This window comes from Hyphomonas sp., from assembly GCF_017792385.1.
In the GTDB taxonomy this organism is placed as follows: domain Bacteria; phylum Pseudomonadota; class Alphaproteobacteria; order Caulobacterales; family Hyphomonadaceae; genus Hyphomonas.
On the sequence record NZ_CP051230.1, the window covers coordinates 3,076,861 to 3,101,241 of the forward strand.

The following is a 24,381-nucleotide window of genomic DNA, read 5'->3' on the forward strand; positions in this document are numbered from 1 at the left end:
ATTGCTGCCGGTTACATTGCGCGGCGGCAGGCATCCCATTCGTCTGAAAGCTGGTTCCGGAATTGCGGCGCGGCAATGGCTATGAGCGCTTCGGCACGCTGATCAATCGTCCGGTTGCGGAGTTTGGCAATGCCGAATTCCGTGACCACCGTGTCCATATCCGCCCGCGCGATGGATGTCGCGTCCGGTGCCAGGCGCGGGACGATGCGGGAAATCTTGCCGCCGCGTGCAGAGGCAGCGAGCGCGGTGATGGCGCGGCCCCCATCGGATGCGGCTGCGCCACGCATGAAATCGACCAGGCCGCCCGCGCCCGACACTTGTCGGCCGTTGATGAACTCCGCGTTTGCCTGCCCAAACAGATCGACCTCAATGGCGGAGTTGATTGCGCGAAGTCTCGGAATGGCTGCGAGTGTCGTCAAGGCGTGTGTGTGTGCAACCGGGCTGAACCGGAAGCGCGCATCCTGAGCAACACGCGCATAGAGCGGGTCCGTTCCAATGGCGACTCCCGTGACGATGCTGTCGGGCAGTTCCGGCACGCTGCCGGACTCCAGCAGGTCGAGCAGCGGGTCGGTAATCATGCCTGAATGTATCCGCAGGTCGCGGTGCTGGGTCAGTGCGCCGAGTACGGCTTGTTGCACATTGCCCAACCCGAATTGCAACGTGTCGCCAGACTCCACCAGACTCGCAATCCGGTGGCCGATCTCTGCAAATGTATCCGGCAGATCCGTGGAGGGGGATTGGACCAGCTGCGTGGTCTCCTGCGCCACAAGGGTAAACCTGTCCAGGGAAACTCGCGGCGCATGCTCCGGTGCCGGCAAGGCGGGATTGATCAGCGCGAGCGCCGGAATGGCCTCCCTGTCCAGCAGGGCAGTCGAGAAATCGGCTGAAATACCCAGACTGACCGTGCCACGGGAGTCCGGCGGACTGACCATCACGATGGCGCCGTCTGCCGGCGTCTGAACGAGCCAGCGCCAGGCCTGCGTGTAGGACAGGGGCAGGAAGGCTGTGCGCCCCTCGGAAAAGGAGTGCCTCAGATCAGGCCCGATGAATATGGATTCCGCCCGCGCATCCGGGTGGAGGCCTGCCCAGTCGGTCCGGTTTATCCCGGGAATCCAGATGCCGAAGAATGTCAGTCCGGCAGCGAGATCGGGCGCCTGGCGAAAGGCGTCGACCATGGCGAGCGGCTCAGCGCTGCAGCCGGCCACGTAGAGGCGGGCCTTTTGCGGAAGTCGGGCGCGGAATTCAATCAGGGCTTCAAGTGGCGTGAGAACGGACATGGCAGCTTTCTGTTGGAGAGCCTTGCTGGAGGACAGTTCGACGTGGTGCAGCAGACAAAGTCGGGACAATAGGCGTTTTAGTTCTGGACAGATCAAGGTCCGTCGTAAAAGATATATCAAATAGTTTTGGGGAGACGACCATGAAATCCGTTCAACATGTTTTCGGAGCCGCCGCCATCCTGATGCTGAGCGGATGTGCGAGCACGGCGCAAACCGGACAGGACGGGGCGCAGCCGGCCGTGGAGATGGCGTCTGGCGACGCCTTGAAAACCTGGGTGGATGCGCGTGCCGGGACCGGAGCGCCAGTTCACTGGATCGCGGATGGCGGGGTTTACGAGTATCCGTCAGGCAAGAAGCTGTTTGGCATGATCGGGTTCGATTCGTCCAAGGTGATCTGGCCGGACGAGGAAGGCGGCCCGATCCTGCATCTCACGCGAAAGACGTTTGCGTATACGGATGCCGAAACTGGCGAGATCCTGACCGAATACAACGGCCAGCCTGTCGAGCCGATTGCCTATCCGTATCAGCTCATCACTTATCGCTACGAGAATGATCGCATCTATGGCGATGTGACCCAGGGCACGGGCGATCGGGTGCGGGACATCAAGGCGACCGATGGAGTCCGTGCCACGCCAATGGGAGACACCTGGGCCTATACGGCGTCTGTCTGGCTGGACTTCCCGCTGCCAAGTGGCGAGCAATACCAGGCTTGGGAGAATTATGATTTCTTCATTCACCCCGAGGGAAGCGTCGAGGAACCCCATCAGATGAGCTGGCAACGCTATGGCAAGCTGCCGGCGTGGGCTGGTGGTGGACAGGCCATCTACCACCTCCTGTCATGGCGCGTTGAAAGCCATGACGAGTTTCCGCCGGAATTGCTTGCCTGGGCTCAGGAGAACAAGCCCCAATGGTTGTCGCCCCCGGAAGATCTCGCAGAGATCGAGGCGATCCAGCGCGAGGACAGCGGAACCGGGTTCAGCGACTGAGCTCCGTCTTGGCGGACGCGACAGACGGGCAGAGGAGAGTGTTATGGTGATGCGGATATCAGGATTTGCCGGCGTGGTCTGTGCTGGCCTGCTGAGCGCGGCGTGTGCGAGCGTGGGGGACACGGCCCCGGTCGCGGCATCACCGGCCGCCGAGACAGCGCCTGCCTACATGCTGGTACTGGGCCAAATACATGACCGGGATGCTTTCATGGCGGGCTATGCCTCGAAGCTGGCACCGCTGTACGAGAAGTATGGTGGCACCTATCTCGCCGTGACGGGCGGGCCTTCGGTCGAAATCCTGGAGGGCGACTATTCGGCCGCGAGCGTGGTCATCGGCAAGTGGAAGAATATGGAGGCGGCCCGTGCCTTCTGGAACAGTCCGGAATATGCGCCGCTGAAAGCGGCACGCATCGACAATCAGTGGGGTGATTTCGACGTGATCCTGGTGCAGGGACTGCCTGAACCGGACTAGCGCGGCGGGAATCGTCCTGCATCGGTTGCTCTGTGCGGCGCCTTCTGCGTAAAAACAGGAGGGAAGGGGACGCGCAGGATCCGGCAGTAGATCTTCACGTGTTTTCCAATCCCCATCTCGAGCCATATACTCAGTCGGGAGAGCTGAATTTCGCCATTTCCGAGACCATCTATTCTCGTGTCAAACCGTCCAGCTCCACTTTGAATGTACGACGCTTCGGTCCCGCGATCTTTGACATTGAGCGGGTCGGAAAGGTCAAGATCATCACCGCTGACTGCGCGGTTGTTGCAAATGGTGCAGACGGGCACATGACGCTGCTCGAGAAGAGAGGGTTGCGTCAGCCAAGAATTGTGCCGCTTGGGGCCGCCATGAGTGGAGCGAGCACGTCGGAACCTTCTCCGGAATCGCGCTGAAGACCGGTCAGTGCCGTGTTGCCACCGATACACCCGCCGCGACACCTTGCTGGCGAAGATGGGTAATTTCACCCGCCCGGGTCTCAGCAGACAGTGTTTTCCGGCTCGATGCATCATAGGCTACAAACACGCCCAAATCGGACGATCTGGATAGCGCGCGCTCGGCGCCGAATTCAAATCCGGCATAGGTCCGGCCCGGAGATCCGTCGCCAAGCCGCACGCTGCCGAGGCGCGCGCGGATGTGCGTCTTCCATTTCGCGAACTCCCAATCCGGGCCTGCTGAAACTTCGACTCCGGCATCATCCGTATGCGCATCGTGGAACATCATGATGTGTGGTTTGGCCCAGACGTGAAGATCGAGTGCGGCAACAAGCTCCAGAGAGGAGTCGTCGCTGGATCCCGGATAGGTCAACCAGTTGGCTGACAGGTCGAGTGAATAGGCGCTGTCCTCCACGACAAGGCCGACTGAGTAGTCTGTTTCCTCACTGAAAGGTGAGGCTGCTCCGTCCAGGGGCTGTATTCTATATATTGTCGCGTAAACGGTCCCGAAGGCGGTCGACTGCTCCAGTCCGGCCAGCAATTCCAGCGTTTCGGCGCTCAATTGTTCACCGCGGTCATTCAGGGCGCTGGCAAAGCCTGCTTCAGCAAACAGGGATCGTCCTTCGGCTTCGGCACATGCCGGAAAGCTGGTGGCGAGGGTGAGCGCTGTCACGGTCGACCGCATGAACTGGTCCTCCAGGTTTCTGAACGGGATTTACAGCTTGCCGTCCATGGCGGCCACGATCTCGGGATGCGCGATCTTGCCGCCTGCCACGTTCACGCCCCCTGCGAGGTGGGGGTCGGACTGGATGGCCGCGTCGACACCTTTGTTCGCAAGCGCCATGGCGAAGGGAAGGGTTGCGTTCGACAGGGCAATCGTAGACGTCCGGGCCACTGCGGCCGGCATGTTGGTGACGCAATAGTGGATGACACCGCCAATTTCATAGACCGGATCATCATGCGTGGTGGGCCGGCTTGTTTCGAAACAGCCACCCTGGTCGATGGCAATGTCAACCACGACAGAACCGGGTTTCATCAGGCTGATCTGGTCTGCGGACACGACTTTCGGCGCTTCCGAGCCGGGCAGAAGCACGGCGCCCACCACAAGATCTGCCGTGCGCAGCAGGGATTCGATGGCAGACGAGGTGGAATAGAGACAGCGCGCCCGGCCCGCAAAGATGACGTCCAGTTCGCGAAGGCGGTCCAGAGAGCGGTCGAGAATGGTTACATTGGCGCCGAGCCCCACCGCCATTTCAGCTGCATTCCGGCCCGCGACGCCGCCGCCAATGACGAGGACATTGCCCGGCGCTACACCGGTGACGCCGCCCAGAAGTGTGCCGGACCCACCATTGGAGATTTCGAGATATTTTGCGCCAGCCTGGATCGACAGGCGTCCGGCCACTTCGCTCATCGGCGTGAGCAGCGGCAGTCGTCCGAAACGGTCCGTCACCGTCTCATAGGCGATGCAGGTCGCGCCGGAATTCATCAGCCCTCTTGTCTGCTCCGGGTCGGGCGCAAGGTGCAGATAGGTGAACAGCGTGTGGCGGGGCTGCAGCCGGGCGATTTCAACGGGCTGCGGTTCCTTCACCTTGATGATCATGTCGGACGCTTCGAACAATGCGTCTGCATCAGCTACGATGGAACAGCCGACGGATTCGTACAATTCGTCTGTAAAGCCGACCACGGATCCAGCGCCTGTTTCGACTGAAACAGTGTGGCCCGACCGGATCAGTTCCTGTGCGCCCTGCGGCGTGAGGCCGACGCGGTATTCACGGTTCTTGAGTTCTTTTGGAGTGCCGATACGCAAGTCTACGATCCTTCGAAATAATCAGTGAGAATGGGAAAAGTGTGTCAGAACTGGCTGACAAGGTTCAGGCGCAGGCGTTGTTGCCAGTCTTCCGTCGAGACAGGGATCAGTTCGGTATCCTTGACGCGGTAGGCGGAGAACGTGGCGTCCAGCGTCAGGTGCTCGCCCAGCACATAGGATGCCGACAGGGCATGCTGGAGATAATTGCTGCCATACGGAATATTGTCCTGAGCGAAGGCGGCAAACACCGCGTCGGCCTCGGCGCTGTGGTATCCATAGCTGAAGCGGGCATCACCGGTCGTGCTCGCCCGTCCGAGCGCGGCGGTCACGGAATAGCCGGTGTCATAATCGTCTGCGCCGAGGTTTTGCACGATATCGGCCTGAACCTGTACCGGCCAGCGATCACCAAGGCCAGTATAGGCGGCTGAGGCGATAACGTCGATCAAGTCATAGTCGGAAACATAGGCGCCGGACGCGTCGAGCCGGTTGGTTCTCGTGTCGCCCGTATCCGCAGTGCCGAGTGCTTCGAGTTCATAGTCATAATAGCCGGCCGCGAGACCGAATTTCCAGCCGGGCCCGGCCTGGTGGTCCAGGACCAGCTGAAGCCCGGACGCGATGCTGTCGGCATCAGCGACGGACCGTTCGATCGGGAACAGAAGCGCATTGGCCTGAAGCTGTGTGGCGCCTGTGTCGAGGGCGGCGTACTGCGCGGCGAGGCCCTGCGGATTGACATCCCCGTCCCAGACCAGATCGGTGCGCCGGAAAGGATTGGCAAATTTGCCGCCGGTCAGGGTCAGGGCGCCAAATGTCCTCCGGCCATAGAGCCGGTCGAGACTGACCTGCAGGTCATCATTGAAATTGGACAGGGAGACATCTGCGGAATTGGGGTCATCCGGATCCCCCGTCACCAGCCTGGCGCCAAGTTCAAGGTCGGGAGAGGCTTGATAGGATGCTGCGAGCCGCCCCCGGACCACGCCGCGGGAATCGGTGCGCTGCGAGCCTTCTGAAGTATTGTATTCGTATCTGAGACGGGCATCGCCGCTGAGCCGGAACCGGGACGCGGCCGCCGGCCCGGGCACGGAATCCGGCGCAGTCAGGGCCGGATCAGGACGTGCTGCAGGCTGGAGGATTGGCGACGCGTCCCGGCGTTCAGGGGTTCCTGCTGCCAGAAGGGCTTCGAGGCGTTCCAGACGCGCCTCCTGTGCGCGGATCCGGTCCTGCAGCTCGGCAATCACCGCCGCCTGGTCGTCTGCGTCCGGCGCTTCGGCCGCAGCCGGCAAATGCGCGCCCGTCAGCAGGATCAGGACAAGTGCGGTCGCGGTCCGGACGGGTCTGGCAGCGGAGCGGGATGGGGCGCAGGGCATGGTCAGATCCCTCCCATGGCGACATATTTGATTTCGAGATAGTCATCGAGGCCGTAGCGCGAGCCTTCGCGGCCCATGCCGGATTCCTTGACGCCGCCAAACGGCGTGGAATCTCCGGAAATGGCCACATCATTCAGGCCGATCATGCCGGCTTCGAGGTTTTCCGCCATCCGCCAGGCGCGGGAATAGTCACGGGTCCAGAAATAGGCTGCCAGCCCGTAGGGCGTGTCATTGGCCAGGGCGATGGCCTGCGCATCGGTGTCGAATGTAAAGACCGGGGCTACGGGACCAAAGATCTCCGTGGACGCAATGTCCATTTCGGATGTGACATCGGTCAGGATCGTCGGGGGATGGAAATTTCCTGCCTCTTCCGGCACACGCGCGGTGATCCGGCGGGCCCCGCCGGACAGGGCGCCTTCGACAAGTTGCGTCACCTTGCGCTTGGCGGCCAGATTGATCATCGGTCCCATGTCACAGGCCGGATCGAAGCCGTCCGACACGTTCATCGCATCTGCCGCGGCGGCAAACTTTGCCAGAAACTCGTCGCGGATCGCCGTGTGCAGCAGGATGCGGTTCGCACAAATGCAGGTCTGTCCCGCATTGCGGAACTTGGCCACCATGGCGCCTGCGACGGCCGCATCGATGTCGGCATCCTCGAAGACGATGAAGGGCGCATTGCCGCCGAGTTCGAGTGACAGGCGCTTCATGGTCGCCGCGCTTTGCTGCATCAGCAACTTGCCCACCCGGGTCGATCCGGTGAAGGAGAGTTTCCTGATGTCTGCATGGCCCGTCAGGACACTGGCGATGGGGGCCGGGTCCTTGGCGGTGACCACCTGGAACACGCCGGCCGGGAATCCGGCCTCTTCCGCCAGCACTTCCAGGGCGAGCGCCGACAGCGGGGTTTCATCCGATGGCTTCAGGATGATCACACACCCGGCCGCCAGCGCAGGCGCAGCCTTGCGGGTGATCATGCCGCTTGGGAAATTCCACGGCGTGATTGCGCCGACAATGCCGACCGGCTGGCGGATCACGATCTGGCGCCGGGACGCGGCGCTTGTGGGGATCACATCGCCATAGGCGCGCTTGGCCTCTTCGGCAAACCATTCGATATAGGCCGCGTTGAAGCTGACTTCGCGGCGCGCCTCGGCGAGCGGCTTGCCCTGTTCCAGTGTCAGGATTTCCCCCAATTCCCGCTCGGCCGACAGGATGAGGTCGTGCCAACGGCGCAGGATGCTGCAACGTTCCCGGGCCGTCAGCGCAGCCCAGTCGGCTTGGGCCGTACGCGCACGGACCACGGCCTCTTCGGCATGAGCGGCATCAAGATCGGGAATGCGGGCGATGATCGCGCCGTCTGACGGATTGACGACGTCAAAACGGGTTTCCGCGTTCAAGGAATCCAGTCTCGTGGCGATGCGTTCCAGCATAGCATTCGTCTCCGCAGCCAGGTGCGGCATGGCAGAAATCGTGTGTGACATGTCAGGCGATCCCGAACCGTGCAGCCGTTTCGGACAGGCCTTCGGATGCGATCCGGACGAGGTCGTCGATTTGTTCATGCGTGATCGTCAAAGGCGGACAGATCACCATGGATTGACCCACCGCCCGCATGATCAGGCCCTTGTCGAGACAGATGTCACGGCAGATGTTCGCCGCATTGTCCTCGGCGGTGAAGGCTTCGCGTGCCTCGTGGGACTTCATCAGCTGAAGTCCGGCGATCAGGCCCGCGCCGCGCACTTCTCCGATGATGGCGTGCTGGTCAGCAAGTTCCTGAAGGCGCGCATGCATATAGGGGCCGACATCCTCGCGAACACGGGCGACGAGGCCCTCGCGTTCGATGATGTTGATATTGGCATGGGCCACGGCGCAAGACACCGGATGGCCGGAATAGGTGTAGCCATGTGAGATCGGCCCGCCCTCGTTGAGCGTTTCGAAAATTTCGTCGCTGAACGCGATGGCGGAAATCGGCAGGTAGCCGGAAGACATGCCTTTGGCCATCGGCATGATGTCGGGCTGGACGCCATAATGTTCGCAACCGAACCATTCACCCAGACGACCGAAGCCGCAGATGACTTCATCCGATACCAGCAGGATGTCGTGCTTGCGGCAGATCCTCTGGATTTCCGGCCAATAGGTGGACGGCGGGTCAATCACACCGCCGGCGCCCTGGATCGGCTCGCCGATGAAGGCGGCAATATTGTCAGCCCCAATTTCGAGAATCTTGTCTTCCAGCGCCTGAGCAGCGCGAACGCCGAACTCTTCCGGAGTCATGTTTCCTCCGTGGGCGTACCAGTGGGGTTCCATGATGTGCTCGAAGCCGGGCAGGGTGGATGAGCCCATATCGTGCATGTGTTTCATACCGCCCAGGCTGGTCGCGGCCAGCGTGCTGCCATGATAGCCGAGGTTCCGACCGATGAATTTGTATTTCTCGGGCCGGCCGCGCACATGCCAGTAATGGCGTGCCATACGGATGACCGTGTCGTTGGCTTCCGAGCCGGAATTGGCGAAGAAGAAATGGTTCAAATTCCCGGGCGCGATCTCTGACAGTTTCTGCGCCAGTTCGATCTGGCTGGGCGTGGCGCTCTGGAAGAAGGAATTGTAGAAGGGCAGCTGTTCCATCTGCTGGGCGGCCACATCGACGAGTTCCTGGCGCCCGTAGCCGACATTTACGCACCAAAGGCCGGCCATGCCATCCAGTATGCGATTGTTGTCGCTGTCGGTGACGTAACATCCATCCGCCCCGGTGATGACGCGCACGCCGCGCTCGGCCAGGGATTTCGGATCGCAGAAGGGATGAATGTGGTGAGAGGCATCCAGTGCCTGCCACTGTGCTGTGTTCCGATGTGCGATCGCCATTGCGCGTCCCTTTCATGTCTTTGAGGCCATGTTGGGCCGCCGCCGGGATGCGGAGAAGATGACTAAACCGATGGGGGCGGTGCGGTTTCGGCACCGAACACCGAAAACGTCACCACCTGCTCAATCTTTCCAGAGACCGCGCATGAGCCGGGCAATCTCCCGGTCCTGAACACCGCCACGCATTTCGAGGGCCTGCACCACGCGCTGCTGGTCTCCGGCCGGATGAGTCTGGCTGAGCTTTGACACGGCATCCATTCGGGTGATGGCAATGCGGAAAGAGCGAATGTGGGGCAGCAGGGTCTCGACCTTTCCGTCGGGCGCATGTTCGATCAACCAGCTGCTGCCGGAATCCGCTTCGCTCTCTGCAATTGTCGTGCGCATGATGGCCAGCTGCGCGTCATCATCATCCACAGGTGTAAGCACACCGCGCACCTGTGCCGCCACATAATTCCAGGTCGGAACAGTCGGTCGTTCGGCATACCAGCTCGCGGAGATATAGGCATTCGGTCCGTTGAAGATGGCCAAGGCGTTCTGACCTGCCTGAAGCGTTGCAGCGTGCGGATTGTGACGCGCCATATGTCCTATCAGCTCCGTTGAGCCATCCGGTGCCACGTCCAGATACATCGGGATCGCGGTTGCATAGGGCAGGCCATCGCTGCTCGTGACAAGCTGGCCGAAAGGATGCTCAGCGATGATGGCAATGGGATCTTCGGCGCGATAGGCCTTTGGAATATACATGTCCCATGGCGGGGTTTCGCTGGTCATGAAGTGTCTCCCTGTGCTGTGTTCGCGCCAGTTTTCCTGCCTGCGGCCCGATTGTCAGGCGCGTAATTTCCCGGCACCGGTGCGGCGAGGGCACCGGGGTGCAACTCCTTCGCACCTGAGCGGCACGTCCCGACCCTGTAAGGTTTCCGAAAGACCGGCCGTGTGACTGCGACCCGAGGCATGCCTGCAAGGAGACCCTTTGTGACCTTATCCCCCGAGCTGACCCAAGAGCGCAACACGGAACTGGGTGACATCGTGTCTGCCTATGCCGGAAAGCTCATGCCCGATGTGCAGATGCGGACATTCGCCAACACGCACAGGATTTTCCCGACACGCACGATAAAGGCCGGCGGCAGCGCAGTGCCGATCCCCCGCGCGGCCAGTATGCTCGAGGACATGCCCATCGCGGCGAATGGCGAGATGTATGACCTGTACGACTATGTGTCTCGAAACCGCCTGGTCGGACTGCTGGCCATCAAGGATGGTGAGATCGTCCATGAGTTCCACGATGCTGGTTTCACCGCCGATACGCGGTGGATGTCGATGTCCATGGCCAAGTCCGTCTCCACCACACTGGTCGGCACGGCAATCCAGGATGGGTTCATCGACAGTGTCGACGATCAACTCGTGAAATACATGCCCGAGCTGGCCGGCAGCGGATATGATGGGGTGTCCATCCGGCACTTGCTGCAGATGACGTCCGGCGTGCAGTGGGATGACACCCATACCACGGCGGGATCGGAACGGAGGATCATGCTGGACTTGCAGGTTGCCCAGGAGTCAGGGGCGATCATGGAGTTCATGGCATCCCTGCCGCGCATCGCCGAGCCGGGCGATGTCTGGAATTACAGTACCGGCGAGACGCATGTGGTCGGGGCGCTGGTGAAAGCGGCCACCGGAAAATGGCTTGCGGATTATTGTTCCGAAACCATGTGGTCGCGGCTTGGCATGCAGGCGGACGCCGAATGGTGGCTGGAGGCGCCCAATGGTCTGGAAGTGGCCGGCAGTGGAATCTGCGCGACGCTGCATGACTATGCCCGGCTTGGACTGTTTGCCTTGAAGGGCGGCGTGATCGACGGCGAAGCAATCGTTCCGGACGGATGGTTCCGGGAAGCCACAGAGCCGCGCATGGCAGGCGGTTCGCCCCTGAATTACGGTTATATGTGGTGGCCGGTTCCGGATCGCGAAGGCAATTTCACGGACGGGGCCTTCAGTGCACGCGGCATCTTCGGGCAGTATATCTATATCAACCCTGCACGGAACATTGTGCTAACTGTTTTGAGTTGCCGGTCCAAGCCGAAATTCGCCGAAGCCATTCTGGACAATGATTTCTTCAACGCGGCCGTGGAGGCCCTGTCCTAGCGGGACGGTTTGAATTCCGGCGTGTCCTTGGCGATTGTGTTCGTCAGCCATTGCCGGAATTTTCGCAGGCTCGGCTCGTTCCACCGGTCATGGCGTGCGATCAGCACATAGTCACCGCGTCTTGGCGGAAAGGCGGGATTGTCCTTGCCGATCCAGACAAGGTCGCCACGTGCAAGATGCTTTTCGGAGAGCAGGGGGTTGGTCAGTGCAATGCCGCGTCCGTGCCGTGAGGCGTCAACGGTGAGATTGCCCTGCCAGAGGCGTGGACCCTTCAGGCCGTCTCCGCAATCCACGCCGAGCGACTCCAGCCAGATCTTCCAGGTCTCGGTTGTATTCTCGTGCAACAGCTGATGGTTCAGCAGGTCTTCCGGTGTTTCGATTTCGGGGGCGTTGGCCAGGTAATCCGGGCTCGCTACGGGAATGATCGGGGATTGTGCGATAACCTGACTGCGCAGATGCGGCGGCAATTCTCCCAAATCCTCATAGGACGCCCAGTACCGGATGTCGGCGGTTGCCTCGTGAGACAGGAAGTCCGGCGCGGTCACGGAAGGCTTCAGTTCGATTTCCACGCCCTGATTGGCACGTTCCAGGGATGCGATTCGGCGCGAAAGCCATTGTTGGGCAAAGCCGGGCGTGCTCCAGATCAGCAATTGATGGTGGATGCCCTGATTGAGAACATCCAGCGTGGCATGCGCGACCATATCGAGGGCCGTGGCAATCGAGCGGTGATAGTCCTTTCCGGCCTCTGTCAGGACAAGGCCGGTTGGCGCGCGTTCCACCAGGGTGATGCCCACCCATTCTTCAAGCGTCCGCAAATGGCGGCTGAGGACCGCATGATCCCGGTCCAGCCATTTGGCGGCCTTGCGAACACCCCCCAGCCGGGCAATGGCATCGAAGGCACGCAGGCCCTCGAACGGAGGCAGCGCCTTGCGCTGTGGCGGTTGTTGTCCGGTTCTGGGAAGGTCGTCCTTTCGGTCGGCCATATGGGGGTCCCTGTGATCGCGTGTCTTGCCTGCATTTGACGGCGCGGGTCGATGCGAAGTCAAGCCGCTGGCTGACTCGCCTGTTGGCGCGGGCGTATCGCGCCCGATTTCAAGGCTGATCATGCTTCAGTCTCCCTGGGCAGGTTTCGTGGCGCGCTGGCGCCTGCGCGCGCTCCAGAGCTGCAGGCCCAGTATGATCATGCTGAGCAGCCAGGCACCGGTGGCTGCGTTCAGCAGACGGCCGGCCATTCCACCGATCTGACCTGTATGCAGGGGGTAGAGGGCTTCCGTGATGCGTTCATTGGGGGCGCTGTGTGCGGCGTCGTGACGAAGCAGGACCGCACCGTCCAGTCCGACGAATACACGGGTTGCCCCGTAAAGACGCGGCATCTCCCCCGGAGCGTTCAGGCGGAATTTGTACCAGGGGCGGGAGTCCGAAGGCAGGTTTATCGCCACGAGCGATGCGCCCGGATACTCCGCCAGAGCCGTCTCGATCGCCTGATCCAGCGGGATGGCCGCAATATCCGACGCTTGCATGATTTCCGGCGTCTCCTGCTGCACTCCCAATCCGTCGGCCAGTACGTCCGCTTGGGTGAGGGCGACGCCGGCCAGAACAACAACGAGGGCGGGCAAGGCCCCCCAGAAACCGATCCGCCAGTGCCAGCCCGACAGGGCGGCTGGCTTCGGCGCCCGGGAAGACGTCGCGAAGGCCTTGAGGCGCTTGCGTTGCGGCCAGCCGGCCACGAGGCCGAGCACGATGTTCGATGCGAGCAGCAGGCCGGACAGGGTCAGGAAGGCATATCCGACAGTTCCCAGCATCAGGGATTTGTGAAACCGGGTCAGGGTCTCGAAGACCGCGCCGTCCGAGAACAGGACCGCATCGGAGCGGTCGCGCACCAGGCGGCCGGTGCCGTCCATGCGAACCGTCCGGCTGTCGCCTGCGCGGTCGAGATAGAGATCGAATTGCCCGTCCTGTCCGCCGGATATCCAGATGGAGGAAATATCGTCGCCGTTGGCCTGCATCTGCGCGACCGTTCGCTCGATTGCGGCCGGATCGGTCTCAGTTGCCGCCTGACCCAGGAAGAAATCATCGATGTCCGCCCGGAAGGAAATGGCTAGGCCCGAAGCCGCCTGCAGGGCCCAGACAAACAGAAACGCCAGGCTGATCCATTTGTGAAGAATCCGGACTCTGGGAAACGTCATGAAACCTCCTGACACCATGTGAACATGACCGTTCCGGACTATCGCAAACAGGTTTCATCCCCCGACAGATGCGAAGCGCGCGCTGGGTGGTGCGGATTTCGCACCTGCGGTTGCATCCTAGGCCCCTTCGCCGACAGCGGCGGGGCATGGTGAAGTTGCAGCTGAGGAAAAACCTACACGCCGAACCGTCGATTGCGCATTCTGAAAACAACGCGTCGACGGCACTGACTGGGGGAGCAGGCATTGATGAAACTTACATCGCTGGTTCTGGGAGCATTCGGACTGCTTTTGACGACCGGATGCATGTCGACGGCACAGGCCTGGGATGTCACGAACACGGGGGAGCCCTATCGCACGGTCGAACTGCGCCTCACTGAAGGCACCTGGATCAGCGTGTCGGTCAGCCCGTCCGGCGAAACCATCGTCTTCGATGTACTTGGCGACATCTATGCGATGCCTGCCACCGGCGGCGAGGCGAGGCTGCTGCACGGCGGGCCAGCCATGCAGCACTCTCCCGTATTCAGCCCGGACGGAACGCGGATTGTCTTCATCAGCGATGCCGACGGGACGGACAATGTCTGGACCTCTGCCGCAGATGGCAGCGATCCGGTTCAGGTGTCCTTCGAAGCCACCCGCGCCGTGGTCGATCCGGCCTGGAGCGCAGACGGCAAGACGCTGGTCGCAGCGCGCATGTTCGACACTGCCGACAAGCTGCACGCATCCGAACTGGTGACCTATCCCTCCGATGGCGGCCCGGCGGAACAGATCGTGCCGATGCCCGACAATGGGGAAAACGTGCACGACGCCGTTTATGCGCCGGATGGTTCTCACCTCTATTTCGTCGAGAAGGTGACCCCACCGCACGACTCCGGGGTCTATGTCGATGCCAACCACAAGAATTTCGCGATCCGCCGGAAGAACCTAGACTCCGGCAAGATCGACACTCTGATCGGGGGCTTCGGCGGAGCGCTTGCGCCTTCGGTCTCGCCCGATGGTCGCAAGCTGGCCTTTGTTCGCCGCGTCAAGGACAAGACACTGCTGTTCACCTATGATTTCGAAACGCGTGAGCAGGTCCCGGTATATGACGGGCTCGATCGTGACGGACAGGCCGACTTTCTCGGCCAGGGGACGTATTATCCGCGTTTTTCCTGGTTTCCGGACGGCAAGTCCATCGGCATCTGGGCCGGCGGCAAGATCAACCGGATCCATCTCGAGGACGGGCGCGCCGAAGACCTCCCGTTTGCCCTCACCGCGCAGCACAAGCTGACAGAACCGGCAAGATTCACTCAGAATCTCGACCCTGAAACGGTACAGGTAAAAGCCATTTCCCGCCTGGCCATTTCTCCGGATCAGGACACGCTGGCCTTCAGCGCTTTGGGAAAGGTCTGGCAGCAACCAGTGTCCGGTGGAGAGCCGCTGGCACTCGCGCCGAGCGACGCCTCTCAGTCGGAAGCCGCATTTTCGCCCGACGGCTCCCGGCTCGCCTTCATCGAATGGGATGACGTGACGGGGGGCAGTCTCAAGATCCGGTCGGCAGATGGAGCGGTTACAACCCTGTTCACATCAGCCGGCATAGTTCGCGAGCCGGCATTCTCACCGGACGGCTCGAAGATCATGTTCCAGATCGCGGCGGGTGACGACTGTCTGGGCGGACACAAGGCTGATCCCGGAATCTACTGGATTCCGGCCGACGGCGGTGTTGCGGTACCGCTGGGCGTGGCCGGAGGGAATCCGAGATTCGCCCCGGACGGGTCACGTGTCTACTTCACCACGGAAGGCTATGCCGACGGGACGCTCATCACGACGCTTGAAAGCATCTCGATTGCGGGAGACGATCACCGCACGCATTTGCGGACACAGGATTCTGACACGAGCGAGTTGAAACTGAGTCCCGATCTGGAATGGCTCGCCTACCGTCACTATCAGACCTACCATGTGGCGCGGTTTGACCGGGATGCGGATGAGTCGGTTCTGGACGCCACTGCCGGTCGTCAGCTGGAGACGGCAGGCGGATATGAACTGATCTGGGATCGGGAGTCCGAAACCGTTTACTGGGCCTTGGGGCCGCAGGTTTTCCGGGCTGATGTGTCAGATCCCGATGACAGGCCGGAGCTGTTCGCAAACGTGAATCTGCGCGTGACGGCGGATCGCCCGGAAGGGGTTACAGCCCTGGTTGGCGGGCGGATCATCACCCTGGACCAGGCCGGCTCGATCGAACGCGGAACCATCCTCGTCGAGGGCAACCGGATCGCGGCCATCGGGGCCGAAGGGCAGGTTGCGGTACCGGACGATGCCTTTGTCGTGGACGTCACAGGCAAGACGCTCATGCCGGGACTGGTCGACATGCATGGCCATCTCGATACCTGTTACTACGCCTCCGCCGGCCTGCCTCCCCAGCAGCAGGCGTCGCGCTATGCTGCACTGGCCTTCGGCGTGACCACGAATTACGACCCCTACACGTCCGAGCTTCCGACCTATGGCGCGTCTGAAATGACCCTCACGGGAGACATGGTCGGCCCCCGTAACATTGCGGTCGGCAGCGTCATCTTCGGCCGCAAACGCAAATATGATCCGGTCTTCGTGCCGATCAATTCCTATGCGGACGCCGAAACGGTGATGGAACGCAAGACTGCGCTCGGCGGCACCATTATCAAGAGCTATCGCCAGATTCAGCGTCGGCAGCGGCAGATGCTCAACAAGGCCGGTCGCGCGCATGGCATCATGGTGGATGTCGAAGGTGAGAGCCATTACTTCAACGGAATCTCGGCCATTCTGGACGGCAATCTGAACCTTCAGCACAATGTGCCGGTGGAAACGCTCTATGATGATTTCATTCAGCTCATGGCCGCGTCCGACGTTGCGCATACACCCACCCTGATCGTGCTGTTCGGTGAGGTAATGGGGGAAAACTATCTCTACACATCATCGAGATTGTGGGAGGATCCCCGTGTCGAGACCTTTGTCCAGACGACCACGAGTTCCTACAGCCCGCTGGCCGTTCCTGTCGGTGCCCCTCCCTATGTCCGCGGGATGACGGGCCTGCAGGCCGCCGAGGAGATCTGGGATATCGGTTTCCGGGCTGCAGCAAGGTCGATGAAGGCGCTGAGCGATGCAGGAGGCCGGGTAAATGCCGGCTCCCACGGCCAGGTCTACGGATTGGCGATGCATTGGGAACTTCAATTGCTGGCTGAAGGCGGGATGAGCCCTGAGGACGTGTTGAAGGCCGGCACCCTCAACGGCGCAGAAACACTGGGCCTGGAAGACCAGATCGGGTCGCTCCGTTCCGGAAAGCTCGCCGACATTCTCGTGCTGGAGAAAAATCCGCTCACAGATATCCGGAATACGGAGACTGTTTCGATGACGATGGTGAACGGCCGTCTCTTCGACACGCGCTCCATGAACGAAATCGGCAATCATGAGAGATCGCGCCGCCCGTTCTACTGGGAAGTCAATGATGTGCCGAAGCATATCCAGTGGAAGCCAGCCTGGGGCGAGCATTGAGTTCGTTGTCCCAGTCACCCATCGGAGAGAAAAGTGTAATGAGTGATACGCCCGGAGACGCTGACATGGCTGCAGGTACGCTGGAGCGAACAGCAGGAGATGCAGTCTTCTTCGGTCATCCGAAGGGCCTTGCCTATATCGTGTTCACGGAGGCGTGGGAGCGCTTCTCGTTCTACGGCATGCAGGCGCTCTTGATCCTGTACATGGCGACATACCTGTTCCTGCCCGAAAACTCCGGGAATGTCGCCGCTTTTGAACCATTCCGTGGGCTGTTCGAGGCAATATTCGGTCCCTTGAGTGTTCAGGCGCTCGCCTCCCAGGTGTTCGGCGCCTATGTCGGGCTTGTCTATTTTGCGCCCGTGCTGGGCGGCCTGATCGGTGACCGGATGCTTGGACGGACGAAAGCCGTCCTGCTTGGCGCCTTGTTGATGGCAGCCGGGCATTTTCTCATGGCCTTCGAGGCAAGCTTCCTGCTGGCGCTCGGCACCTTGATCCTGGGGTCCGGCTTGCTGAAGGGCAATCTGGCTGCGCAGGTCGGGGGCCTTTACGACAAGTCAGACAAACGCCGGGATTCCGGCTATTCGATCTATGTTTTCAGCATCAATGTCGGCGCTTTCATCGCACCCCTGGTGTGCGGCACGCTGGGCGAAGTGTATGGCTGGCATTACGGGTTCGGGGCGGCTGGCATTGGCATGATGATCGGCTTGGCGGTTTACCTGTCCGGCCTGTCCCATTTGCCTGTGGACACAGTGGAGAAAAGCGACGCGCGACCGCGCCTGCAAAAGGGGGATGGCGTGGTGATCCTGTCGATCCTGGTCATGCTGGCGCTGACTTCCCTGTACTGGACGGCGCAGAGCCAGGTCTGGAATGCCTATCCCCTGTGGCTGCGTTCGGACGTGGACCGCACCATATTCGGACTGGATGTGCCCGTCACATGGTTCCAGTCCCTGGATTCGCTTGCCGTGTTGCTTCTGGCCCCATTGGTGCTCTGGTACTGGCGTCACCAGTCGCGACGGAATGCCGAGCCCGGCGATCTGATCAAGCTGGCCTTGGGCTGTGCCGTCTTTGCGGCCGCTTTTGTTCTGCTGGGACTTGGCGACATGCTGTCGGGCGATGGAGCCGTGGCGCTCGTCTGGCCGACGATTTTCCATTTCGTCTGTGCCATCGGGTTTCTGTATGTCGGTCCGATCGCGTTGGCCCTGACATCCCGGGCGGCGCCGGAATCGGTCAACTCCATGATGGTGGGATCGTACTATCTGGCCATTTTTGTTGGGGGATTGTTCAGCGGATGGCTGGCACGATTCTATGAACAGATGTCGGCGTCCGGTTTCTGGTTGATGCATGCCGCGATCGTCGGGGCAGCGGCCGTTCTCATTCTCGCACTCCGGTCCACGCTGACGCGACTGATGCGTCTGGAAAACGAGCCGGACATCGCTTCTTCGGAAGCCCTTCAATCGGAAATTCAATAATCATGAACATGCGTTCTTCCCATTTTGCCATGCCGGGCCTTCTTGCACTGGCCGCCTGTGGACCCATTGCAGACGCGCCGGAGCAAGCAGATGCAGAGATCATTGTCTGCGCAGACGAGTCCGAGTCCGCAGGCTGCGATCATGTCGGTATTGCGGGCCTGCAGGCAGCGATCGACGCAGCCGCCCCCGGTGCTACGCTCCGCATCCGGCCCGGTCTCTACACGCCGCACGCTCATCGTGATGTGCCGTTCCAGGATCTCGCAGTCCGGGGCGCCGTGGTGATCGATGACAAGCAAGTTGCGCTGCTGGCCGACACGGGTGCAATCATTCAGGGCGACCCGGCTTATCCCGTGAGCGCCATGGTGGTGAGGAATTCGGAGGTCAGGATTTCCGGCCTCGAAGTTTCCGGTTTCCATTATGAGGAGCCTGAGGACGATGTGTATGACGGTCACGGCATCTTCACGATCAACAGCCAGGTAATGCTGGACGATGTGGAAATCCGCGGCGTGGCCAAAATGGCGGTTACCGGACGGGAGAACGGACACATTACTGCAAACGGACTGTCCATCACCAACTCTCATCTTGGGGTATGGCTGGAAGAGTTCGCGGTCATTGATCTGAAGGACAGCCGTATCATCGGAAGTGAGTCGGCTGCCATTGCCGCCTATGGCGATGCGACGGCGAATGTGACTGACAGCGTGATCGACGGGAACGAGGATGACGGCCTTTACACCGAGGACCGGGCCCGGATCGTCAGCCGGCGTACGGCTATCCTGAGCAATTCACCCTATGGCGCGCGCGCCTCGGGTGACAGCGAGATCCTGATTTGCGGTGGCAAGCTTCTGGACAATGCCGAGGCCGTGGGCGTGGAGGACAATGGTAGCGTCCTTCACGATGACGAGGACGCCTGCGGACTCTGAGCCCGCAGAAACCCTTATTCCTGACAAACAATAGAGAGGCCGACCCGTTTCATGACGGGTCGGCCTCTTTTCTTGTCGGTTGACGCATATGAAAAAAGGCCCGCACTCTGGAGAGTTGCGGGCCTTGTCTGAATTGGGCTGACGGCCAGAGCCTGATGCCAAGGCCGTCAGTTCTTGTGTGGCAGCTCTCTAGAAATTGAGGGCAGCGCTGACACCAACAACGCGGGGACGGGTGCGGTTTGCGTTCGCCCAGCCTTGATACGGGTCAATCGACTTGTTCTCGTCGGTGAGATTGGTCGCGAAGATCTCGAGGTCGAACTGCCCCAGCTGTACACCGGCACGGGCATTCAGCAGGTTCAGTGCGTCCGAGCTTTGCGGCAGCGCCGATGGCAGGAAGCTCGACCGGTCGATATATGTGACCTTGTCACGGTGGTTGAAATCGACCCGGACGAAGGCCGGATGATCCGGGGTCAGGTCAAAGTCATAGTTCACACCGAGTGTGTAGCTGAGTTCCGGCGTGTAGTCGGTCGGGTCGCCCACTTCGTTGACCTGGTCAGTGTCGGCAGTTTCGACGATCTCGCTGTCGAGATAAGCCGCATTGACGGACAGGGTCAGGCCAGACGTAGGCTGGTAGGCCAGACCGGCTTCAACGCCCTTGACTTCGACCTTGCCGATATTGCTGGATTCGGCCAGGAAAGCTCCGTTCACCTCGGTCAGGCGGCGCCGCACCATGTCCTTGTACTCGGTAAAGAAGACCGCGACGTCGTATTGAAGATTGCTTGTCGAGCCCTTCGTGCCGATCTCGTAGGTGAGAATGTTCTCGGGATCATACGGATCAAACGGCGCCGAGTTGAAACCGCCGCTGCGGAAACCCGATCCGGCGCTGGCATACAGCGTGGCATCCGGCGCATATTCATAAGTCATGTAGAGGCGCGGATCGACGGACTGGAATGTGTCCGACAGTTCGGTGCCTGTGCCGGGGGCGTATTCGATCAGGCTGGTCTGCTCGTCATGGAAATAACGCAGGCCTGCTCCGACCGTCAGCTTCTCGGTGAGGTCATAGGCTCCGTCCGCAAACAGGGAGTAGGATTCCGAGGTAGATGCGGAATAGTAGTACAGGTCATCATACAGAACCCCGCCGCCTTCATAGAGGTCAGCTCCCGGAGCATAGGCATATTCATAGTCCACGGTCAGGGAGCGGTCCCCGTCGCTGTAGAAGGCGCCAATTGTCCAGGCGAGCTTCTCGCCGGCGTCTGACAGACGGAGTTCCTGCGAAAATTGCTCCGCTTTCACGAAGCGGTCGTCATTCCCTTCGACAACGCCATAGGAATAGTTGCCTTCGCGGGGAATATAGCTGAACGGATACTGGTGGTCATGATCGATCTGGGTGGTCGACGAAGTCAGTTCCGCAAATCCGAAATCATAGGTCAGTTCGAGATTGTAGATGTCGAAATCGAACTTTTTCGGGATCATCACCTTGCTGCGGTCCGGGCCGACATCGACGGCGCGGTCCGGCTCTTCATATCCCATGCCCAATTGTGTCTTGGCCCGCTGAACCTGAACCATGGCTTTTGCGGAGAAGTTTTCGGTCGGTACCCAGAGGATCTTGCCGCGGGCGTTCACGAGGTCGGTGCCATTGCCATCCTCAATGCCGGCTTCTGGCTGGTCGATCCAGCCACCGCCGCTTTCGAGACCGACAGCCAGGCGGACCGCCAATTGGTCCTCAACGATTGGTGCATTGACGACAAATTCGCCTTTCTGGCCCATTTCGCCATCCGAGACGGTGTAGAGCTCGCCCTTCACCTTGCCTTCCACCTTGTCGAGGACCGGGTCCGCCGTGATGAAGCGGATGACGCCGCCCGCTGCGCCCTGACCATAAAGGGTGCCCTGCGGGCCTTTCAGGACTTCGACGCGCGCAAGGTCCAGAGCGACCGGGCTCAGCTGGTCATATCCGCTGAGCGACAGGGGCGCTTCGTCCATATACATGCCGACAAGGGCGCCCGAACCGGATTGGTTTGCGAGACCCCGGATGAAGATGGTGTAGCTGCCCGGACCATCTTCCCGCATGGTCAGGCCAGGTACATTGAACGACAGGTCCTGGACGCTCTCAATGCCCAGCTTGTCGAGTTCGTCCCCTGAAATGGATTCGATGGCCATTGGCACATCGATCAGGCGCTGTTCGCGCTTCTGTGCTGTGACCATGATCGCGGATTGCACCAGCTCCGTCTCGTCCGACGGCGGTTCAGCCGTTTGCGCACCCGCTGTCGCAGCATGCATCAGTGCCAGGATGGCGCTGCTGGATGTCCATAGATATTTACGTTTCATGTCTTCTCCCGCTCGCTTTTGCTACATTACCTGGAAGTAAGACGGACAAACAAAATCTTGGGCAGATGCCAAAAAAGAGCCACATGGTGCGAATTGCGCACCTGCAATACATGCGCGTTCGGGCACCATGTCAGTTTGCGCCGTAACGTTGAGAAGCGTGCGGTACAAGGACGGTGAGGATGCAGGGGGATGGTGTCAGCTGGGCGGCGGGGCGATGATCCGTTCCGCTTCGAGCTGGCGAAGGTCATCGTCCGAATAGCCTAGAACAGATTGCAGGGTCTGCCTTGTGTGTTCCCCCAACACAGGAGCTGCCGCCTGGTAGCGGGCCGGCGTGTGACTGAGCCGCGCCGGAAAGGCGACACCTGGCACTGATCCCAGTTTGGAATGGGGCAGTGCGATCTGCGTGTTTCGGGCGCGAATATGAGGATCTGCGAACACATCTTCCATCCTGTTGACAGGTCCTGCTGGAGCCTTGCCACCTTTTAGCAGGTCCAGCCAATGCGCGGTCGAGGCTGATGTCAGTCTTTCGCTGAGGATGTGGGTCAACTCCGCGCGGTTTGTCACCCGGGCGGCATTGGTTGCGTAACGTGTATCCTCTGGCAGCCTGACCAGCCCGATACGCTCGCAGAGGTCAGCAAATTGCAGATCATTTCCTACGGCAAGCACAATATGCCCGTCGGCTGTCGGGAAGACGTCATAGGGCACAATGCTTGGATGCGCGTTGCCCATCCGGCCCGGACTTTCACCTGTTGCGAGAAATCCCTGGGACTGATTGGCCATCGCTGCGACCAACGTATCCAACAGGGCGACATCGATCACCTGACCCTCGCCGGTGCGCGTCCGGTGCAGCAGTGCTGCCTGAATGGCATTCGCTGCATAAAGACCGGTCAGTATGTCCACCAGCGCCACACCGACTTTCATCGGACCGGCACCGGCCTGCCCGTCGGGGACGCCGGTCACGCTCATCAGACCGCCCATTGCCTGTATCAAAAGGTCATAGCCGGGCAGGGCCGCATAGGGGCCGGTTTGCCCGAACCCGGTGATCGAACAATAGATCAGTCCGGGATGGGACCTGCGAAGGCTGTCGGCATCGAGCCCGTATTTTGCCAGGCCGCCGGTCTTGAAATTCTCGACCACCACGTCACTCGTGCGCGCCAGTTCGCGGATGATCTCCTGACCCCGTGATGACGCCATGTCGATACAGACCGACTTCTTGTTCCGGTTGGCACTCAGGAAGTATGATGCCTCCCGGTTTTCCGGGTCGGTGCCGTACTGGAAAGGCGGTACCCAGCTGCGCGTATCGTCGCCGCTTCCCGGTTTCTCGATCTTGATCACTTCCGCGCCGAGGTCGCCCAGAAGCTGGGTGGCCCATGGTCCGGCCAGGACCCGGCTGAGATCAAGGATACGAATGCCGGCCAGTGCCTGGGTCATGTCAGTTGAATGCTGCAAGCCCGGTCTGGGCGCGTCCCAGGATCAGGGCATGGATATCGTGCGTGCCCTCATATGTGTTCACCGCTTCCAGATTGCACATATGGCGCATGACGTGGAACTCGTCCGAGACACCATTGCCGCCATGAATGTCCCGGGCGGCCCGCGCGATGTCGAGTGCCTTGCCCGTGCTGTTGCGCTTGATCAGGGAGATCATTTCCGGGCTCGCGCGATGGGCGTCCAGAAGTCGGCCCACTTTGAGGCAGGCCTGCAAGCCGATGGCGATCTCGGTCTGCATGTCGGCCAGCTTGCGCTGGATCAACTGGTTGGCGGCCAGCGGCCGGCCGAACTGCGACCGTTCGACTGCGTAGTCCCGTGCCGCCGTCCAGCAGGTGCGCGCTGCCCCCAAAGCGCCCCAGGCAATGCCGAACCTTGCCTTGTTCAGGCACCCGAACGGCCCGGACAGCCCGTGCGCATTGGGCAAGAGATGGTTCTCCGGCACGACCACATCATCCATGACGATTTCACCGGTGATCGAGGCGCGAAGCGCCAGCTTGCCCTTTATCTCGGGTGTGGTGAGTCCTGTCATGCCGCGCTCGAGCACGAATCCCCGGATCACGCCGTCCAGCTTCGCCCACACAACCATGACGTCAGCAATCGGACTGTTGGTGATCCACATCTTCGCGCCATTCAGGCGGTAGCCACCATCGACCTTTTCGGCGCGCGTCGCCATATTGCCCGGATCGGACCCGTGATCAGGCTCGGTGAGCCCGAAACATCCGACAAGATCGCCTGATACGAGTCCGGGCAGCCAGCGTTCGCGCTGCTGGTCGGTGCCATAGGAATGGATAGGATGAATGACGAGAGAGGATTGCACGCTCAGGGCGGAGCGGTATCCGGAATCCACCGCTTCCACTTCATGGGAGACCAGTCCGTAGGCCACATGGCTGACACCGGCGCCGCCATACTCTTCCGGCAGGGTCGGCCCCAGCAAACCGAGTGCGCCCATGTCTTTCATGATCTGCCTGTCGAAATGTGCAGACCGGTTGGCTTCAACGATGCCGGGCAGGAGCCGGTCTCTGGCGAAGTCGCGAGCCGTGGCTTGAACGGCGCGCTCATCATCGGTCAGGTCGGAGTCGAGCAGAAGGGCATCGGCCCAGTCAAAGGCTGAGTGTTGGGTCATCCTGAAGTTCCTGAAATGTGGTCTGTAGGGTGCG

The 24,381-nt window shown here is 60.9% G+C and carries 18 protein-coding genes; 6 read left to right on the forward strand and 12 right to left on the reverse strand.

Translation table 11 applies throughout. The features are described from left to right. Nucleotides 1-11 precede the first annotated feature (11 nt). Nucleotides 12-1,277, reverse strand: coding sequence for an acetyl-CoA hydrolase/transferase C-terminal domain-containing protein (locus HF955_RS14905; RefSeq protein WP_291076177.1), 1,266 nt, complete (start codon nucleotides 1,275-1,277; stop codon nucleotides 12-14). A 140-nt stretch (nucleotides 1,278-1,417) separates the two neighbouring features. Between HF955_RS14905 and HF955_RS14910 the strand changes: the two genes are divergently transcribed. Next, a complete protein-coding gene (locus HF955_RS14910) occupies nucleotides 1,418-2,263 on the forward strand; it encodes a DUF1838 family protein (RefSeq protein ID WP_291076179.1) in 846 nt (281 codons plus the stop codon). Nucleotides 2,264-2,306: 43 nt separating this feature from the next. Further along, the gene (locus HF955_RS14915) at nucleotides 2,307-2,735 is read left to right on the forward strand and encodes a DUF1330 domain-containing protein (protein WP_291076181.1); all 429 of its coding nucleotides are present in this window, start codon (nucleotides 2,307-2,309) and stop codon (nucleotides 2,733-2,735) included. Between the two features lie 420 nt (nucleotides 2,736-3,155). On the opposite strand, the gene HF955_RS14920 is transcribed toward HF955_RS14915, so the two are convergent. From HF955_RS14920 to HF955_RS14945, 6 genes are all read right to left on the reverse strand, one after another. Then, nucleotides 3,156-3,872, reverse strand: a complete 717-nt coding sequence (locus tag HF955_RS14920) for a hypothetical protein (protein ID WP_291076183.1) — start codon at nucleotides 3,870-3,872, stop codon at nucleotides 3,156-3,158. A gap of 30 nt (nucleotides 3,873-3,902) precedes the next feature. Then, nucleotides 3,903-4,994, reverse strand: coding sequence for an alanine dehydrogenase (ald, locus tag HF955_RS14925; protein WP_291076184.1), 1,092 nt, complete (start codon nucleotides 4,992-4,994; stop codon nucleotides 3,903-3,905). Between the two features lie 44 nt (nucleotides 4,995-5,038). After that, nucleotides 5,039-6,358 (reverse strand): putative porin, encoded by a 1,320-nt coding sequence (locus HF955_RS14930; protein WP_291076185.1) that lies wholly within the window; start codon nucleotides 6,356-6,358, stop codon nucleotides 5,039-5,041. Between the two features lie 2 nt (nucleotides 6,359-6,360). After that, the gene (locus HF955_RS14935; protein ID WP_291076187.1) at nucleotides 6,361-7,833 is read right to left on the reverse strand and encodes an NAD-dependent succinate-semialdehyde dehydrogenase; all 1,473 of its coding nucleotides are present in this window, start codon (nucleotides 7,831-7,833) and stop codon (nucleotides 6,361-6,363) included. Between the two features lies 1 nt (nucleotide 7,834). Beyond that, complete coding sequence (locus tag HF955_RS14940; RefSeq protein WP_291076189.1) at nucleotides 7,835-9,208, reverse strand: aspartate aminotransferase family protein; 1,374 nt, start codon at nucleotides 9,206-9,208, stop codon at nucleotides 7,835-7,837. Nucleotides 9,209-9,328: 120 nt separating this feature from the next. Next, complete coding sequence (locus HF955_RS14945; protein WP_291076190.1) at nucleotides 9,329-9,973, reverse strand: FMN-binding negative transcriptional regulator; 645 nt, start codon at nucleotides 9,971-9,973, stop codon at nucleotides 9,329-9,331. A 201-nt stretch (nucleotides 9,974-10,174) separates the two neighbouring features. Between HF955_RS14945 and HF955_RS14950 the strand changes: the two genes are divergently transcribed. After that, the gene (locus HF955_RS14950; RefSeq protein WP_291076192.1) at nucleotides 10,175-11,335 is read left to right on the forward strand and encodes a serine hydrolase; all 1,161 of its coding nucleotides are present in this window, start codon (nucleotides 10,175-10,177) and stop codon (nucleotides 11,333-11,335) included. Here HF955_RS14950 and HF955_RS14955 read toward each other — a convergent pair. Both HF955_RS14955 and HF955_RS14960 read right to left on the reverse strand, forming a co-directional pair. Then, complete coding sequence (locus HF955_RS14955) at nucleotides 11,332-12,318, reverse strand: LysR substrate-binding domain-containing protein (RefSeq protein ID WP_291076194.1); 987 nt, start codon at nucleotides 12,316-12,318, stop codon at nucleotides 11,332-11,334. The genes HF955_RS14950 and HF955_RS14955 overlap by 4 nt on opposite strands. Before the next feature lie 126 nt (nucleotides 12,319-12,444). Next, nucleotides 12,445-13,521: a PepSY domain-containing protein gene (locus HF955_RS14960; protein ID WP_291076196.1), complete on the reverse strand. Its 1,077-nt coding sequence runs from the start codon at nucleotides 13,519-13,521 to the stop codon at nucleotides 12,445-12,447. Nucleotides 13,522-13,767: 246 nt separating this feature from the next. Here HF955_RS14960 and HF955_RS14965 point away from each other — a divergent pair, with 246 nt between their 5' ends. Genes HF955_RS14965 through HF955_RS14975 form a run of 3 tightly spaced genes read left to right on the forward strand, consistent with a single transcriptional unit; the run spans nucleotide 13,768 to nucleotide 19,411 of the window. Beyond that, nucleotides 13,768-17,022 (forward strand): amidohydrolase family protein, encoded by a 3,255-nt coding sequence (locus HF955_RS14965; protein WP_291076198.1) that lies wholly within the window; start codon nucleotides 13,768-13,770, stop codon nucleotides 17,020-17,022. A 38-nt stretch (nucleotides 17,023-17,060) separates the two neighbouring features. Then, entirely contained in the window at nucleotides 17,061-18,491 is a 1,431-nt protein-coding gene (locus tag HF955_RS14970; protein WP_291076200.1) for a peptide MFS transporter, read from the forward strand. Between the two features lie 8 nt (nucleotides 18,492-18,499). Beyond that, nucleotides 18,500-19,411 carry a right-handed parallel beta-helix repeat-containing protein gene (locus HF955_RS14975; RefSeq protein ID WP_291076201.1) on the forward strand — a complete coding sequence of 304 codons (912 nt, stop codon included), beginning with the start codon at nucleotides 18,500-18,502 and terminating at the stop codon, nucleotides 19,409-19,411. Nucleotides 19,412-19,600: 189 nt separating this feature from the next. On the opposite strand, the gene HF955_RS14980 is transcribed toward HF955_RS14975, so the two are convergent. The 3 genes from HF955_RS14980 to HF955_RS14990 all read right to left on the reverse strand — a co-directional run bounded on the left by HF955_RS14980 (nucleotide 19,601) and on the right by HF955_RS14990 (nucleotide 24,347). Further along, nucleotides 19,601-21,736: a TonB-dependent receptor gene (locus tag HF955_RS14980; protein ID WP_291076203.1), complete on the reverse strand. Its 2,136-nt coding sequence runs from the start codon at nucleotides 21,734-21,736 to the stop codon at nucleotides 19,601-19,603. Nucleotides 21,737-21,931: 195 nt separating this feature from the next. Then, on the reverse strand, nucleotides 21,932-23,167 hold the full coding sequence (locus HF955_RS14985) for a CaiB/BaiF CoA-transferase family protein (protein WP_291076204.1): 1,236 nt from the start codon (nucleotides 23,165-23,167) through the stop codon (nucleotides 21,932-21,934). Nucleotide 23,168: 1 nt separating this feature from the next. Next, entirely contained in the window at nucleotides 23,169-24,347 is a 1,179-nt protein-coding gene (locus tag HF955_RS14990) for an acyl-CoA dehydrogenase (RefSeq protein WP_291076206.1), read from the reverse strand. Nucleotides 24,348-24,381: the final 34 nt, after the last annotated feature.